Source organism: Caproiciproducens sp. CPB-2, assembly GCF_036287215.1.
GTDB lineage: Bacteria > Bacillota > Clostridia > Oscillospirales > Acutalibacteraceae > Caproiciproducens.
Window position 1 is genome coordinate 1,543,430 of the sequence record NZ_CP142860.1, and the last position, 15,373, is coordinate 1,558,802.

Below are 15,373 nucleotides of genomic sequence, written 5' to 3' on the forward strand. Positions count from 1 at the left end.
TCATGTTATAATAACCAATAATCTATTTGGGAAGTGTGCCGATGCTAAAAATAAAAACATCCGATTTTCTGAGAGATACCATCCTTTTTGGAATTACGATATTGCTGATGTTCGCCGCCAATCTGATGACCGTTTTCGGCAGGGCGGAAGCGGCGGTCGATGTCCTGTTTTTTGCAGTCATCATGATGAATGTTGCAATTATCAGCAGCCTGATTGTCAATATCAGGCGCGATTTTGCGTTATTGATCTTTGTGGGGGCCTACAACATCCTCCTTTTGGGGCGTGTGTATACTTCTTGGTTCGGTTATCACCATAAGCTGCTGATGCTTTTGGAGGCGGATGATTTTCCGAAGCTGTTTCAGTCCCTCCAGATTGTCGCGCTGTCGCTTTTTTGTGTTTACGCGGTTTACCGTGCCATGGGACCGTTTTTTTACCGCAGGGAATCTGCGATACAGACAAAAGGAATCCACGCCGTCACCCGGAACGACCTGAATCCCATTATCCGTCAGATCAGCGCGGTTGTACTGTATATCAGTTCCGTTCCGTTTTTCTATATCCTGTTCACTTCGGGTCTGGCGGTTCTGAGAGATGGGTATCTCAGCTCTTACACCAATACGGCCAGTGTTCCTTCCGCCGTCAGCCGCCTTTCCATGTTTTTTGTCCCGGCGTTTGCGGTTTTTCTCGCCACTCTGCCCGGCAAAAATCAGATGAAGCTGCCGCTTGCCGTCTACGGGGCCTACATGCTCGCGTCCCTTCTGACGGGACGGAGAAATACGATTGTAACGGAAGCGCTGATGCTGATCGCCTATTTTGTCCTGCGGGACTCTATGCTGGAAAAAGAGAAAAGGGTTCTGAAAAAAAGAACGGTTGCCTACGGGGGCGTGTTCGGAATTGCCGCCATGTACCTGCTTCAGCTTCTGGCGCTGATCCGCGCGGGCCTGGACACGGACAGGGGACTGGGAGAAATGCTCGTCAGCTTTATCGATTCCCAGGGGGCGAGCTTTCGCGTCGTTGTCCAGACGGTCAACTATATCGATCTGTTCAATCCTTCCACAGCCTACTGGTATTTATTCTATCCGTTTGAACTGTTCGTCCATAATAATATTGTTACGAAAACCCTGTTCGGCCTGACCCCGATCATCGAAGTGCAGAACACGGAATTTGTCCGCACCACCCATAATTTCGGACATGCCCTGACCTTTATGGTCGATCCGGACCGTTACCTGAGCGGGGGCGGTTTCGGCACCTCCTATGTGGCCGAGGCCTATGTCGCCTACGGCATTTTAGGGGTCGTCCTGGTCAGCGCGATGATTGGTATCATCTTCCGCTTTTTCTCTTCTTTGCTGACCCGTTCCTGGGTGACCATTGCCTTCGGGCTGCTCGCTCTGAAAAACTTTGTATATATTCCGCGCAACTTTGCGTTTCTGTGGGTTACCGAGGTTTTTAACATCACCTATATCTGCTTCTTTGTGGGGATATACCTTGCGGCGCTGCTGATTGCGAAAGGAACGCACGCGCGCTCGCTTTCCCATGCCCGGGGCGGATGGTTGACATGGGAGGAACAGCCATGAAGCTGCTTTTGCTGCTTACCACCTCATTTCCATACGACAACGGGGAAGAGTTTTTGCTCAATGAGGTCAATTATATCAATGGATACGACCGGGTACTGATCTGTCCCTGCAACCTGAAACCGAATTCCGCCGTTACAAAGAAGCTGCCTGATTTTATCTCCTGTGTTCCGCTCAAAACGGTTCCGGGCGGTAAGTCGGCCTACGCCGGGCTGATGCTCAGGCCTTTTGTACGGGACGAGCTGCTCAGTATGATGAAGTCCGGGACATTTACCTTGCAAAGGGCGCATGAAATGCTTTTCTTTATGAAGCGCGCCTACGAGATTGATACGGCGCTGGCACAGATCCCGGAGCTTGCCTCTGCCGATGAAGTCACCATCTACAGCTACTGGCTTTTTGACGCCGCGGCCGCGGGGGCGCTGCTTGCGCAGGAGTTGAAACGGCGGGGAAAAAGGGTGAAACAGATTTCCCGCGCCCACCGCTTTGACCTTTACAGTGAGTTTGCAAAAATGAATTACCTTCCGATGAGGGAGTTTTTGCTGGACCGGATCGACCGGGTGCTGCCCTGTTCCGCTTCCGGCGCGGAGTACCTTCAAAAACGGTATCCCCGGTACGCGGAAAAAATAGCACCCGCTTTTCTGGGGACGGCCGACCACGGCGAAAAACACGGCACCAGAGAAAACGGTCTGCATATCGTATCCTGTTCTTTCATAGCCCCGGTCAAGCGTCTGCATCTGATCGTGCAGGCGCTGGAAAAAGCGGATTTCCCCATTTTGTGGACGCATATCGGTTCCGGGCCGCTGCGCGGGGAAGTCGAGGGGATGGCGTCGAAGCTGCCGGACTGTGTCCGTACGGAATGGAAGGGGCAGATGGACAACGCATCCATCATGGATTATTACCGTTCCCATGACCTTTCCGTCTTTGTCAATGTAAGTGCCAGCGAGGGGATCCCGGTTTCCATTATGGAAATCTGCTCCTTCGGCGTTCCCGTGATCGCCACGGATGTCGGCGGTACCCGGGAAGCGGTGTACGACGGGGAAAACGGCTATTTGCTCCCGTCGGATTTTTCGCCGGACGAGCTGCTGTCCCGGCTGAAGAAGCTGAAAGAGCTGCCGGATGAGGAGTATGACCGCCTGTGCCGGAATGCGCGCGGAATATGGGCCGAAAAATTCAACGCGCAGAAAAACTACCGGGACTTTTACAAGGAGATCAGTCAATGAAACTGATGTATCTTACTTTTCAGGAGGATGCTCCGCTGTATCTGGGCGTGAAAAATAAAATCGAGGGCCAGGCCGGCGCGTTTGAGAAGCTGGGCTACCAGGTGACCTATTCCATGTGGCAGGGGAGCACGTTTCAGTTCTTCGGCGCCGAGCCGCAGAAAAGCGGCTTTGATTCCGCCGGCGGAATCATGAAGCAGCTTACGCGGATTGCCCTTGAGTATGTTCGAAAGCACAGCTTTGACGTCCTGTATCTGCGTCTTGACCGTGTCAGCTCCGACATGCTCAGAATCTGCAGGGCCGCGCGGGAAAACCGGGTAAAAACCATTGTGGTCGAAATCCCGAATTATCCTTATCTGGGGGACTATATCCGCAACATCCAATATGCCAAAACGCTCAAAAACCGTGCCGTGACCGCCGCAAAGGTGGCCGTAACGGTGGCGGACGACCGTCTGTCGGGCAGAAGGCTGAAACGGTATGTGGACGCGGTGGTGCTGTACGGAAACCGGGCGGACTCGTTTTTCGGAGTCAAAGCCATGAACGGGGACAACGGCATCAACATCGACGGGATATCGCCCGTCCCTCACTGCGGGGACGTCGGCAAGGACATCGTCTTTCTCGGGGTTGCCGGTACCCTGTGGTGGCAGGGCTACGACCGGGTCCTTGAAGGAATGAGCGAGTATAAAAAGAAAAAACCGGACGGCGCGCCCGCGCTGAAATTTGTGCTGGTCGGCGGCGACGCCACGGAGATGCCCGGATTCCGCGCGCTGGTGGACAGGCTTGGCCTGACTGAAGACGTGACGTTCTGCGGCTTTAAAAAGGGCAGGGAGCTTTCCGATATTTATAAAACGGTCGACGTGGGGGTATCCTCTCTCGGCTGTTACCGCAGAGGCCTGACCGCCTGCTTTTCCTTAAAAGCGCGCGAATACTGCGCCGCGGCGCTGCCCTTCCTGTATGCCTACGACGACGCGAAAATCGGAGAGGATACGCCGTTTGCGCTCAGGCTGCCGAACGACGGGACGGCGGTGGATATGGACGCCGTCATCGAATTTGTCCGGCATTGCCGCAGGGACCCGTCCATAGCGCGGAAGGAACGCGAATTCGCGGAGAAGAATTACGACTGGAAAACCATTATGAAGCAGGTCCTTGATTTTGCCGGAGCTTCAATGGATATAGATTGATCAACGATATTTGGAGGTTAAATATGGAACTTTTCGTAAGCTTTTCAGAAATACTGGAATATTTTAAGAGGAGCATCCTGAAATTTATCATCGTCATCGCTGCCTTTGGAATTGTGTTTGGGCTGATGCCCCTCAAATTTGTCCACAATGAATATACCTGCGATACCACCATGATCATTTCCTGTGAGGTACCCGAGGACGCGCAGACGGACTACCGGCTGCAGTACACCAGCATTCTGAACAGCAGGGTGCAGACCGCCATCGCCATTGCGACGGGCAAAGATATGATTTCCCAGACCGCCGAAAAGCTTGGCATCGACGAGAAGGAAATCACTTCGATCGGCGCGGTTCAGGTCAATACGGCTCCGGTCGTCAAGCTGACCGCGAAAACCCCGAACGCCGCCATGGCGGACCGTATTGCCAACACAGCGGCCGAGGTGCTGGGGGAAAAGCTTACCGGCGCGTTCCCGTCCCCGAAGCTGACCGCGGTGATCGCCGACCCCGCGATTCCGGCGGAGCCGGAGTCCAATAAGTCCACGATGCTCAAGGCCGGTATCCTTGGCCTCGTCATCGGTTTTATCGTGTATGTATGCTACGGCATTATTGTCGTGCTGACGGACAGAACGATCCGCAACAGCCGCTATGTCAGCGAAGCGCTGAACACCGCGCTTCTGGGAACGGTGCCGAAGAAAGGCGGCGGCGAAAAGAAGGAAGACAGCTTCCGCAAGCTTCGTGCCGCGGCGGTTCACTGTGCACAGGGAAAGACCAGCTTCCTTGTCACTGATGTCTGCGAGCACAACGGCGCCGCCTCCGTGGCGGCCGGGCTGGCGGGCGCGCTGGCCTGTTCCGGAAAAACCACGCTTCTGATCGACGCGGATCTCCGTGAAAACGGGATCGGAAAGCTGCTGAATGTAAAACCGCAGCATTCCCTGACGGATGCCTTGAACGGAGCCTGTTCCGCAGAAGAGGCGGTTTCCCAGACTTCTGTCAAGGGCTTGGGCCTTGTTTCCGGCACGGAAGCATCCCAAAATCCCGCGGACGTGCTGTTTTCCGAAAAATTCACCGGGCTGTTCCGGGAGCTTTCCGAAAAGTTCGATTATGTGATTATTCATACGCCTTCCGAAGTGCGGTATCCGGAGGCGGATAATATCGCAAGGCTTGCCGGTTCTGTGATTATGGTCGTAAAATACGGTTCGACTCCGTATCATGAATTCAAGGATTCGTTCCACCGCCTGAACGCTTCCGGCGGCAATCCCATCGGCTTTGTTACCACCGACATCTGACAGAACAGAACAAAAACGCTCCGCGGATTTTCCGCGGAGCGTTTTTGTTAACGGGTAACGGCAAGCTGATCCGTTTTACGGATCAGCGCCTTGATATGGTCGATCAGCATATGCAGGGCGACGGGGTTTTCTCCGCCCTGGGGAATAATGATGTCGGCGTATTTCTTGCTGGGTTCTACAAACTGCTCGTGCATGGGCTTGACCGTATTTATGTACTGGGACATAAAAGAATCCAGGCTGCGGCCGCGTTCTTTCACGTCCCGGGTCAGACGGCGGAGAAGCCGTATATCCGCGTCCGTGTCCACAAAAAGCTTCATATCCATTAAATCCAGGAGGTCTTTGTTTTCAAAAATCAGGATCCCTTCCACAATAATCACGCGCGCCGGCTCCATGTGTACGGTCTCGCCGGTTCTGGTGTAGGTGACAAAAGAATAAACCGGATGGTCGATTGCCCGACCGCTTTTGAGTCTTTTTACGTCCTCAATCAGTAAATCGGTATCGAATGCGTTAGGATGGTCATAATTCATTTTGACACGCTGTTCGAATGGAATATCAGAATTTGCGCGGTAATAAAAATCATGGGATAAAATGATGGCGTCGTCGGCGATTGCCTGTTTCAGCTTCGTCGAAAGCGTTGTTTTTCCTGAACCGGTGCCGCCGGCAACACCGATTACAAAGGGTGAACAATCCATAGCTGCCTCCTGTATTGCAATGTTATTTTACAGCTTCAAATTATAGCACAAAAACCGGCGAAAAGCATTCTTTTAGCTTTCATAATCTTCAATGATACTGTTCAGGCGGTCGACGTCCGTGACCCGGATTCCATCTTTTAAAAGCACCTGATCCGCCTGTGGCAGCGATGCGACGTCGACGTCGATCTCCTGATAGGGAGTGCTCTCGTTGTTGTAAAAGACTCCGATATGCCCTTCATACTCCTTTACCGTGTAGGTGTTCACGCTGCTGCTTCGGCTTGCCATGGTCGGAATTTCGCTGTTTTCTTGACTTGAAGCCTCATTTGAGGTAGAATTATCTAATATATCTGAGCTTGAAACTTCAGGTATTTGGTTTATTCTCGTTTGAGAAAAACCCCACATTAACATTCCGATTATAATAACAGTTGTACCCAGCAGCACAATCCAGTTTCTTTTCAAATAGCATCACCTCATAGGTATTATTTGAAAATATTGGAAAATTATTCATTTTTTGTTGCGATAATCCATTTTTTATCAAGGAGGTGGTTCCCGATGAGAAAAACCGATATCAATAAATATGTCGGCTCCCGAAACGGAGAAAAAGACGGCAAAGCAAGGTCCGTTGGCCGGATTGTATTAAAGGGTCTTTTCACCGTTTTTACTATATTATTCATTACCGGCATCATTGTGTCTGTCTCGCTGCTTTCCTTTGTGTTCAGCCTGAGCAATGAATCCGTCGATTATGACCTGCATAAGCTGCAGTTGAATTATACGAGCTTCATCTATGTAAACGGACCCAACGACGACAGTTCCAATCCCGTTCAGTACCAGAGCCTGTACAGCAGTGAAAACCGGGTGTGGGTGGATTACGACAAAATACCGCAATCCATGAAAGACGCCATTATCGCGATTGAGGACAAGCGCTTCAAGGATCATAAGGGCGTCGACTGGATACGAACGGCCGGCGCGGTGACTACGCTGTTTTCCAAAGGGAGCAGCTACGGCGGTTCTACCATTACCCAGCAGCTGATTAAAAACATTACGGGGGACAAGGACGTAAGTCTTACCAGAAAGGTAAAGGAAATCTTCCGTGCCTTGAATCTGGAGCAAAAATATACCAAAGAGGAAATCCTCGCCGCTTATCTCAATGTTGTCCCCTTCGGCAGCGGCAGCAACGGCGTTCAGGCCGCGGCGAACCTTTATTTTGGCAAGAATATTCAGGACTGTGATATAGCGGAGTGCGCCGCGATTGCGGGCATCACGCAGAACCCGACGAAATATTCCCCGCTCGTCCATCCGGATCAGAACAAGGAACGCCAGCAGACGGTACTGAACGAGATGCACGTTCAGGGAATGATTACGGACGCGGAGTACAACACCGCGATGACAAAATCGGAACACATGACTTTTGTAGGGAAAAAGACCGAAAATGTCGTAGACGACGTTCCTATCTGGAACTGGTATGTGGATACCCTGTTTGAAGACGTCAAGAGCGGCCTGATGGAGCACTATAACTGCTCCAGCGAGAAGGCTGTGGATATGATTTACCATGACGGACTGAAGATTTACGCCGCAATGGATACCGATTTGCAGAACATTGCGGAAAATACGTTCAAATCGGACAAGCTCTTCGGAAGCAATACCAAGATGCAAGCGGGGTACCTTGCCATGGACTACTCCGGACGGGTGCTGGCCACGGTGGGTTCCAGAGGGGAGAAAAAGAGCAACCGCCTGTTCAGTCTGTCTACGGACTCCAAAAGACAGCCGGGTTCCACCATCAAGCCTTTAGCGGTCTACGGGCCGGCGATAGAATCCGGAAAATACAATTATTCTTCTTTAGTCAATGACAATCCGCTGCCGAACTGGTTCAGCGACGGCAGCTCCGGTCCGAAAAACTGGGGACCGGGGAACACAAGCGGAAAATACTGGGGCCCCATTCCTCTGGAATGGGCGCTGGAGCGTTCCCTCAACGCCAGTGCGGCGCAGGTCGGAAACGCCATTACGCCAAACGTCAGCTTTAATTTTCTGAAAGAAAAGCTGGGCTTTACCAGTCTGCTTCCCGCGGACAACAACCGCGCGCCTATGGCGATCGGCGGCCTGAGCGAAGGTGTCACCGTTCGCGAGATGACGGCCGGTTTCCAGATTTTCGCGAACGGCGGGAAATATTATCAGCCCTATACCTTTTATCATGTGGACGACCACGACGGCAATGTGATTCTGGACAACCGCAATCAGACTTCCGTTCAGGCAATCAGTTCCACCACCTCGTCCATCATGCATCATCTGCTCAACAATGTCGTGACGGGCGCCCACGGAACCGGGCGCGGCGCGGCGATCAGCGGGTGGGAGGTGTTCGGCAAAACGGGTACCACCAACGATGAAAAGGACAGCTGGTTCATCGGCGGAACGCCCTACGCGGTCGCCGGCATCTGGACAGGCTATCTGACGCCCGCGCATCTGACCAATACGACCTATGCCGCCTCTACATGGAAGAATATTATGGCGTCGTATCTGAAAAATAAAGAGAAATTGACCTTTACCTACGATCCCAACGTGGTTTCGGCCAGGTTCTGTACAGTGACCGGACTTTTGGCGAACCCGGCTAACGACAAGGATACCCAGATCGGCTGGTACGACAAGAGCCATATGCCGGCTATCTGTGACGGTATCCACGCCGGATCGGCCTCCTCCGTTGTTTCCCATCCCGTTGAGTCCGGTACGGAAAGCGGGGAGAGCGCCGTTTCAAGCGGCGGGGAGTCGCACGAAAATCCCGACACTTCCTCAGAAGCTCCGACGTCTTCCACAACGCCGGAGTCCCATACGTCGTCCGCAAGGAATTCCCGCCCGGATAAACCGTCGAAGCCGGGCCGTCCCCAAGGGGATTTGGCGGCTGCGGCCGACTGACCGCTCTGTCATTTTCATGCGGATGCCTGTTCGCGGGCATCTGCATTTCGGTTAATTTGTAAATTGATTGTCACACTGAAACGTGGTAAACTGTTAAAGTGCTTATCTGTTTTTTCGGAGATCAGTAGAAATAGTAAGGGGTGCTACATATGGTAGAAATAGCTGTAATGGGATACGGCGTAGTCGGCTCCGGTGTGGTGGAGGTTTTGACCAATCACGCGGAGAATATCGCCAAACGCGCCAAAGAGCGAATCGATATCAAATATATTCTGGATTTGCGTGAATTCCCCGGCAGTCCGTTTGAAAGCAAATTCACAAAATCCTTTGATACAATCCTGAATGATCCGGAAGTAAAAATCGTGGTGGAAGTAATGGGCGGGCTGAACCCGGCCTTCGATTATGTGAAACGCTGCCTGGAAGCGGGAAAAAGCGTGGTTACCTCCAATAAGGAGCTGGTGGCCGCCAAAGGGGCCGAACTGCTGAAAATCGCGCAGAAAAACAACCTGAATTTCCTGTTCGAAGCGAGTGTCGGCGGCGGCATCCCGATTATCCGCCCGATCAGCCAGTGTCTTGCGGCAAACGACGTGGTGGAAATCGCGGGTATTTTAAACGGTACCACCAATTTTATACTGACCAAAATGATCCGTGAGCAGATGACCTTTGAGGATACACTTGCCCTTGCCCAGAAGCTGGGCTATGCGGAGCGCAACCCGGCTGCGGATGTGGAGGGCCAGGACGCCTGCCGCAAAATCTGCATCCTGTCCTCTCTGGCCTACGGCAAGCACGTCTACCCCGATCAGGTGCACACCGAAGGCATCACCAAAATCGCTCTGGCGGATGTGGAATACGCCGCCGCCTGGGGCGGAGTGGTCAAACTGATCGGACAGGTCAAAATGATGGAGAGCGGAAAACTGCAGATCATTGTCTGCCCGATGTTTATTCCGCGCGAAAGCCAGCTTGCCAATGTCGACGACGTGTTCAACGGGATTATGGTGCGCGGCGACTCGACGGGCGATGTCGTGTTCTACGGAAAGGGCGCCGGAAAGCTCCCGACCGCAAGCGCGGTTGTTGCGGACGTCATTGACTGCGTGAAGCATTTCAGGGCCAGAAAATACCTCTACTGGGAAGACGGCTCAAAGGATTATGTGGAGGACTACCTCCTGAACGAGGTCGCCATGTTCGTCCGCGCCGAAACGGACGACGAGGACCTCGCCTTTAAAAACATCAATCAGATTTTCGGCGGAGTTACCCGGCTTTCCCGCAGGAAACCGGCCCGCGGCGAAATCGCTTTTGTGACAGAGGTCATGCGGGAAAAAGAAATCGTCGCGAAGCTTGCGGAACTGGAACCGCTGGGTGTAACGGTAAAGAATACCATCCGCATAGGGGATCTGTAAATTCATTTATTTAGGATTAGGATGTTGATATGATATGATAAGAATTCAGGTACCGGCTACCAGCGCAAACCTTGGTTCCGGTTTTGACTCCCTTGGAATTGCGCTGGACCTGTACAATCAGGTTTGGATGGAAGAATCCGATACCGTTGATATTTCCAGCAAAGACAATATTCAGGTGCCGACGGATGACAGCAACCTGATTTTCTGGGCCGCAAGGCAGGTTTATGAGCGGTGCGGCCGCAAATTGCCGGGTCTTAAAATCGTTCAGCTGAACAATATCCCGATGGCGCGCGGTCTGGGCAGCAGCTCGGCGTGCATTGTCGCCGGAATTTCCGGCGCGAACCGCCTTTTGGGCGGCCCTCTTTCGGTACAGGAGCTGATTAACCTCGCGGCTGAAATCGAAGGACATCCCGATAACACCACGCCCGCGATCGAAGGCGGCCTTGCCGCCTCCGCCATGGAAGCGGGAAGGGTTTACAGCGTGAGCGTTCCCGTTTCGGAAAAGATCCGGTTTGCTTTGTTTATTCCGCCTTTTGAACTGAAAACAGAGAAGGCACGCTCCGTGCTTCCCAAAGAGTATTCGAGAAGCGACGCCGTTTACAATCTTTCAAGGTCCGCGCTGATGGCGGCCTCGCTCTTTTCCGGCAAGCTTGAAAACCTGCGTGTGGCGGTTCAGGATAAGATTCACCAGCCGTACAGGGCCAGCCTGATCGATCATCTGGACGACGTGTTCCGCCTGAGCTATGAGCTCGGTTCACTCGGTACTTATGTCAGCGGCGCCGGCCCGACGATTATCTCCATGATCGATGCCTCCGATACGGATGTCTTTGCCAGATACGCGGCGAACCATCTGGAGGAAAAAGGGATTACGGGCTGGGAGATCAAGATTTTGAATACGGATTCAAAAGGTGCGCAGATATCGATTGAATAATAATACTTTTACTTTAATATGGGGGATGGAACCGAATGAGCCTTATAGTCCAGAAGTTCGGCGGCAGTTCCGTTGCGAATGCGGAACGTGTTTTTAATGTGGCGGACATCGTCACAAAGACCTATTCACAGGGCAACGATATTGTCATCGTCGTTTCCGCACAGGGCGATACGACAGACGATCTGATCGATAAAGCAAAAGAAATCAATCCCTATGCCTCCAAAAGAGAAATGGATATGCTCCTTACTTCGGGCGAACAGATATCCGCTTCGCTGCTCGCAATGGCGATTGAAAAGCTGGGTTACCCGGTTGTCTCGCTGTTGGGGTGGCAGGCCGGGTTTTATACCAGCTCGGCCTACGGCAGCGCGAGAATCAAACGAATCGTGCCCGACCGTATCAAGAAGGAGCTCGACAAAAGGAATATCGTCATTGTAACGGGCTTCCAGGGAATTAACCGCTACAACGACATGACGACGCTCGGCAGGGGCGGCTCGGACACCAGCGCGGTCGCCATCGCGGCAGTGATGAATGCGGACCTGTGCCAGATCTTTACGGATGTGGAGGGCGTTTATACCGCCGACCCGCGCAAGGTAAAAAATGCAAGGAAGCTTGCCTACATCTCCTATGATGAAATGCTTGAGCTTGCGACTTTGGGCGCGCAGGTGCTCAATAACCGTTCGGTTGAGATGGCAAAGAAGTACGGAATTCAGCTCGAGGTCCTTTCCAGCATGACAAGAAAACCCGGCACAATTGTTAAGGAGGCAACGAAAGTGGAAAAAATGTTGATCAGCGGTATTGCGAAAGACGAGGATGTGGCCCGCGTTTCAATCATCGGCGTACCCGACAGACCGGGCCTCGCTTTCAAAATTTTCTCAAAGCTTTCCGCGAAAAATATTAATGTTGATATTATTCTCCAGTCCGTCGGCAGAAACGGTACAAAGGATATCAGCTTTACGGTCAGCCAGGCCAACCTGAAGGAGACGATCGATATCCTGAGCCCCTATGTGGAGCTGATCGGCGCGACCAGCGTCGTCTACGATGAAAATGTCGCCAAGGTCTCCATTGTGGGCGCGGGAATGGAAACGCATCCCGGCACGGCCGCCCAGATGTTTGAAGCGCTGTTTGAAGCAAATATCAACATCCAGATGATTGCTACCAGTGAAATCAAGATTTCGGTCCTGATCGACCGCTCCGATGCGGATAAGGCCGTCACGGCGGTACACAATAAATTTTTCAGCGAAGCGATGGAAGCTTGAAGTTCGGATTTTGTGCTTTGAAATCGTGAAACAGAACAAAAAGATCGCTGTCCCTTTTTATTTCACAGGGGCAGCGATCTTTTTTATAGCCATTCTTCTGCTAATCGTCTTCGTCGTCGGGGACGGCATAGGAAGCCGTTTTTAGAAATGTTTTGTAGGAGGGGCTGTCCTTCGCCAGAAAATTCTGGAAAATCATGTCTCCAAGCTGAAGCAGCAGGATTTCGCGGCAGATTACGTTGGAGCTTGACAGAAGGTCCGTTTTCGGGATCAGGAAAAGCAGGTCCGTGTAGGCGGCGCACAGGGATTTTTCATGGTTGGAGAACAGCACAATATAACTGCCGTTGTTAATAAAATCTGCGAGCGTTTCCGAGAGAAGCTCATCCTCCCCGGAAAGTGAGATGGTAATGAACAGGTCGCGGGGGGTGGAAATTTTTCTGTAGACCTTCAGCACGTCGTAGTTTGTTACAGCACAGATCGGCAATCCGAGTTTCGCGAATTTAAACGCCAGAATTTCCGCCACATGCTGATTGATTTCCAGGCCGACGATAAAAATCCTTTCCGCAGCCAGCATCTTTTTACGCAGCAGGTCCACATTTTCCGGCTTGACCGTTTGATACAGAAGTTCCAGGAGCGTTATGTTGTCCTGAAGCAGAGCGGCATAATCTCCCGTTCCGGTCTCCGCTGCGGGTTTCGCAATTTGCTGCTGCAGCACGTATTTGAATTCGTTCAGGCCGGAATATCCCACCTTCTGGGTGAAGCGGATGATACTTGCGTCGGATGTGCCGATTGCTTTCGCAAGCTCCTGCGCGTTGCAGTTCAGAATGGCTTCCGCTTTCTTTTTAATATAATTGACAATTTTCCAGTCGGTCTTTGTAAACTGGTTCGACATTGCGTTCATCCGTGTAATCAGACTGGACCAATCGTTCTCTTGTGCCATTGCGGATGGGTACCTCCATATTTGAATTAGGATTTTGCGTCAGCAATCCAACATTTTACAGTTGATCTGGCATAATAAAAGGGAATAGTACTATTTAAGAACACCAAATAATTTTGTCATGCAGCCGATCCTTATTATTTTTTTATTATATCATAGTTTTTTTTGATTGCCTACATTGAATTGATACGATTTGTAGTAAATTACAAAAACAGGAGGGTTTCTTTATCTGATTTGTGAATTGACGCGGGTAATGTAGTGTACTACAATAATTACAGAATAATAAAGTATATGACAATTCGATTTTTTAGCCATTAGGAGAGTGTTTTATGGGGAAACCACAGATTTTACTGCTGACTCACGGAGGGTGGGGGATGTCCCTGATGGAAGGGGTCAGGATGGTGATCGGCGCGGTCGATTTCGTGAAGGAAGTGCCGCTGACACCAAAGGTTACCTTTCAGGAATATCTTGCGCTTGTCCGGGAAGCTGCCGATGCAATGCCCGACGGGTCGCTGATCCTTACCGATATGTTTGGCGGAACCACGACCAACGCGGGCGCGCTCGTAGGGCGGGAAAAAAACATCAGGGTGTTTTCCGGGCTGAATGCCCCGCTTCTGATCGAGGCGTGTCTCGGGCTGATGGAGGAAGGCAGGATAGACTTCGATTCTGTTTTGGAGACGGGGAAATCTTCCGTTATGGATGTAATCGAAAAGATCACAAAATCGCTTCAGGAAAAGGAGGTGGAAAAAAATGGCTGAAATTGTTCTGTGCAGAATTGACAGCAGACTCATTCACGGGCAGGTCATGACCAAATGGGTCAATCAGTCCGGGGCGAACAAAATCGTCGTAGTCAGTGATGAGCTTGCAAAAGATCCTTTCATGATGGAGATTTATCTTCTGGCCGCGCCGCGGGATGTCAAGGTGAGCTGTTATACCCAGAAGGATGTTATTGAGAGCTGGAATGCGAATCAATTCGGCGGGGGAAAAGTGCTGCTTCTGCTGCCAAATCTCAAGACAATGAAAGAGGTTTATGACGGAGGCATCCGGGTTACCGATATTCAGGTAGGCGGTCTCGGCGGAGCGCCGAACCGGAAAGTGGTCTTTCAGAACATCACGCTGGACGACGCGGATGTGGAGATCCTTACCGAATTGCAGCAGAAAGGTGTGAAAATCATTTTTCAGACAATTCCGGAGGATACTCCCCAGAGCCTGGAAGGAATTTTGAAGAAGTATCGTCAAAACTAAATACTTGAGGAGGAAACAACAATGAGCGTTTTGCCACTTGCTATTTCAATGGGTATCTATTACTGGTTCTCCCGGCTGCGGCTTGGCTACACCTTTTCATCCATGCTGCTCCAGCCCGTTGTCATCGGTATCTTCGTCGGCATACTCACGGGCAATATGGCGTTGTCCATGCAGATCGGCGCGGGGCTTCAGCTGGTCTATTTAGGGGTTACTTCCACTCCCGGCGGCAATGTTCCCAGCGATCCCGCACTTGCGGGCTGTGTGGCGATCCCGCTGGGCGTGCTCGCCAACATGAAACCGGAGGTCGCCATTTCGCTGGCGATTCCCTTCGGTGTTCTGGGCGTCTTCGTCGACCAGCTCCGCCGTTCCACCAACGCCATCTGGGTACATATGGCAGACCGTTACGCGGAGCAGGCCAACACGAAGGGAATCCTGATGGCCGCGTTTCTGTTCCCGGCCCTGCTTGGATTTGTCATTCGTTTCCCAATCGTGTTTGTCATCGATTATCTTGGCGTCGACGCGGTCAAAACATTTATGACCGTTGTTCCCACCTGGCTGATGCACTCATTCGAGGTCATGGGAGGAATTCTTCCGGCACTGGGCTTCGCGATTACCCTGATGGTGATCGGCAAAAAGAAGCTGCTGCCCTTTTTCATCATCGGCTTTTTCGCCGTGCAGTATCTGAAACTGGACACCATGGCAATGGCAATCTTTGCGGTTTGCACTGCCTTGCTGCTGAACCTGTTCAAGATTAAGGAGGAGGCGTAA

The 15,373-nt window shown here is 51.8% G+C and carries 14 protein-coding genes; 11 read left to right on the plus strand and 3 right to left on the minus strand.

Annotated features, from left to right (window positions below):
- Positions 1 to 41: 41 nt before the first annotated feature.
- From VXK30_RS07630 to VXK30_RS07645, 4 genes are read left to right on the plus strand one after another with little or no spacing between them, the layout of a single operon-like run.
- On the plus strand, positions 42 to 1,571 hold the full coding sequence (locus VXK30_RS07630; protein WP_275714266.1) for an O-antigen polysaccharide polymerase Wzy family protein: 1,530 nt from the start codon (positions 42 to 44) through the stop codon (positions 1,569 to 1,571).
- Complete coding sequence (locus VXK30_RS07635; protein ID WP_275714268.1) at positions 1,568 to 2,788, plus strand: glycosyltransferase; 1,221 nt, start codon at positions 1,568 to 1,570, stop codon at positions 2,786 to 2,788. Before VXK30_RS07630 ends, VXK30_RS07635 begins: the two co-directional genes overlap by 4 nt.
- A complete protein-coding gene (locus VXK30_RS07640) occupies positions 2,785 to 3,966 on the plus strand; it encodes a glycosyltransferase family 4 protein (protein WP_275714270.1) in 1,182 nt (393 codons plus the stop codon). Before VXK30_RS07635 ends, VXK30_RS07640 begins: the two co-directional genes overlap by 4 nt.
- Before the next feature lie 23 nt (positions 3,967 to 3,989).
- Positions 3,990 to 5,249 carry a polysaccharide biosynthesis tyrosine autokinase gene (locus VXK30_RS07645; protein ID WP_275714272.1) on the plus strand — a complete coding sequence of 420 codons (1,260 nt, stop codon included), beginning with the start codon at positions 3,990 to 3,992 and terminating at the stop codon, positions 5,247 to 5,249.
- 47 nt (positions 5,250 to 5,296) lie between these two features.
- Here the strand turns inward: VXK30_RS07645 and udk are convergent, their stop codons facing one another.
- Together udk and VXK30_RS07655 are read right to left on the minus strand one after the other, a co-directional pair.
- Entirely contained in the window at positions 5,297 to 5,941 is a 645-nt protein-coding gene (gene udk, locus VXK30_RS07650; protein WP_275714274.1) for a uridine kinase, read from the minus strand.
- Positions 5,942 to 6,013: 72 nt separating this feature from the next.
- Positions 6,014 to 6,226 carry a BofC C-terminal domain-containing protein gene (locus VXK30_RS07655; RefSeq protein ID WP_275714276.1) on the minus strand — a complete coding sequence of 71 codons (213 nt, stop codon included), beginning with the start codon at positions 6,224 to 6,226 and terminating at the stop codon, positions 6,014 to 6,016.
- Positions 6,227 to 6,493: 267 nt separating this feature from the next.
- Here VXK30_RS07655 and VXK30_RS07660 point away from each other — a divergent pair, with 267 nt between their 5' ends.
- From VXK30_RS07660 to VXK30_RS07675, 4 genes are all read left to right on the plus strand, one after another.
- Complete coding sequence (locus VXK30_RS07660) at positions 6,494 to 8,845, plus strand: transglycosylase domain-containing protein (protein ID WP_275714279.1); 2,352 nt, start codon at positions 6,494 to 6,496, stop codon at positions 8,843 to 8,845.
- A gap of 149 nt (positions 8,846 to 8,994) precedes the next feature.
- Positions 8,995 to 10,239 (plus strand): homoserine dehydrogenase, encoded by a 1,245-nt coding sequence (locus tag VXK30_RS07665; RefSeq protein ID WP_275714281.1) that lies wholly within the window; start codon positions 8,995 to 8,997, stop codon positions 10,237 to 10,239.
- Between the two features lie 34 nt (positions 10,240 to 10,273).
- Positions 10,274 to 11,170, plus strand: coding sequence for a homoserine kinase (gene thrB / locus VXK30_RS07670; RefSeq protein ID WP_275714283.1), 897 nt, complete (start codon positions 10,274 to 10,276; stop codon positions 11,168 to 11,170).
- Positions 11,171 to 11,205: 35 nt separating this feature from the next.
- Positions 11,206 to 12,426, plus strand: a complete 1,221-nt coding sequence (locus VXK30_RS07675; RefSeq protein ID WP_275714285.1) for an aspartate kinase — start codon at positions 11,206 to 11,208, stop codon at positions 12,424 to 12,426.
- A 100-nt stretch (positions 12,427 to 12,526) separates the two neighbouring features.
- Here VXK30_RS07675 and VXK30_RS07680 read toward each other — a convergent pair whose 3' ends face one another.
- Entirely contained in the window at positions 12,527 to 13,363 is an 837-nt protein-coding gene (locus VXK30_RS07680; RefSeq protein WP_275714287.1) for a MurR/RpiR family transcriptional regulator, read from the minus strand.
- 326 nt (positions 13,364 to 13,689) lie between these two features.
- Here VXK30_RS07680 and VXK30_RS07685 point away from each other — a divergent pair, with 326 nt between their 5' ends.
- From VXK30_RS07685 to VXK30_RS07695, 3 genes are read left to right on the plus strand one after another with little or no spacing between them, the layout of a single operon-like run.
- Entirely contained in the window at positions 13,690 to 14,118 is a 429-nt protein-coding gene (locus tag VXK30_RS07685; protein WP_275714289.1) for a PTS sugar transporter subunit IIA, read from the plus strand.
- The gene (locus tag VXK30_RS07690) at positions 14,111 to 14,605 is read left to right on the plus strand and encodes a PTS system mannose/fructose/N-acetylgalactosamine-transporter subunit IIB (protein ID WP_275714291.1); all 495 of its coding nucleotides are present in this window, start codon (positions 14,111 to 14,113) and stop codon (positions 14,603 to 14,605) included. The genes VXK30_RS07685 and VXK30_RS07690 overlap by 8 nt, the downstream gene beginning before the upstream one ends.
- A 21-nt stretch (positions 14,606 to 14,626) precedes the next feature.
- Positions 14,627 to 15,373 (plus strand): PTS mannose/fructose/sorbose/N-acetylgalactosamine transporter subunit IIC, encoded by a 747-nt coding sequence (locus VXK30_RS07695; RefSeq protein WP_275714293.1) that lies wholly within the window; start codon positions 14,627 to 14,629, stop codon positions 15,371 to 15,373.

Bases quoted from the DNA above. Each gene is read 5' to 3' on its own strand.
- VXK30_RS07630 (WP_275714266.1), top strand. From the start codon at position 42: ATGCTAAAAATAAAAACATCCGATTTTCTGAGAGATACCATCCTTTTT.
- VXK30_RS07635 (WP_275714268.1), top strand. From the start codon at position 1,568: ATGAAGCTGCTTTTGCTGCTTACCACCTCATTTCCATACGACAACGGG.
- VXK30_RS07640 (WP_275714270.1), top strand. From the start codon at position 2,785: ATGAAACTGATGTATCTTACTTTTCAGGAGGATGCTCCGCTGTATCTG.
- VXK30_RS07645 (WP_275714272.1), top strand. From the start codon at position 3,990: ATGGAACTTTTCGTAAGCTTTTCAGAAATACTGGAATATTTTAAGAGG.
- udk (WP_275714274.1), bottom strand. From the start codon at position 5,941: ATGGATTGTTCACCCTTTGTAATCGGTGTTGCCGGCGGCACCGGTTCA.
- VXK30_RS07655 (WP_275714276.1), bottom strand. From the start codon at position 6,226: ATGGCAAGCCGAAGCAGCAGCGTGAACACCTACACGGTAAAGGAGTAT.
- VXK30_RS07660 (WP_275714279.1), top strand. From the start codon at position 6,494: ATGAGAAAAACCGATATCAATAAATATGTCGGCTCCCGAAACGGAGAA.
- VXK30_RS07665 (WP_275714281.1), top strand. From the start codon at position 8,995: ATGGTAGAAATAGCTGTAATGGGATACGGCGTAGTCGGCTCCGGTGTG.
- thrB (WP_275714283.1), top strand. From the start codon at position 10,274: ATGATAAGAATTCAGGTACCGGCTACCAGCGCAAACCTTGGTTCCGGT.
- VXK30_RS07675 (WP_275714285.1), top strand. From the start codon at position 11,206: ATGAGCCTTATAGTCCAGAAGTTCGGCGGCAGTTCCGTTGCGAATGCG.
- VXK30_RS07680 (WP_275714287.1), bottom strand. From the start codon at position 13,363: ATGGCACAAGAGAACGATTGGTCCAGTCTGATTACACGGATGAACGCA.
- VXK30_RS07685 (WP_275714289.1), top strand. From the start codon at position 13,690: ATGGGGAAACCACAGATTTTACTGCTGACTCACGGAGGGTGGGGGATG.
- VXK30_RS07690 (WP_275714291.1), top strand. From the start codon at position 14,111: ATGGCTGAAATTGTTCTGTGCAGAATTGACAGCAGACTCATTCACGGG.
- VXK30_RS07695 (WP_275714293.1), top strand. From the start codon at position 14,627: ATGAGCGTTTTGCCACTTGCTATTTCAATGGGTATCTATTACTGGTTC.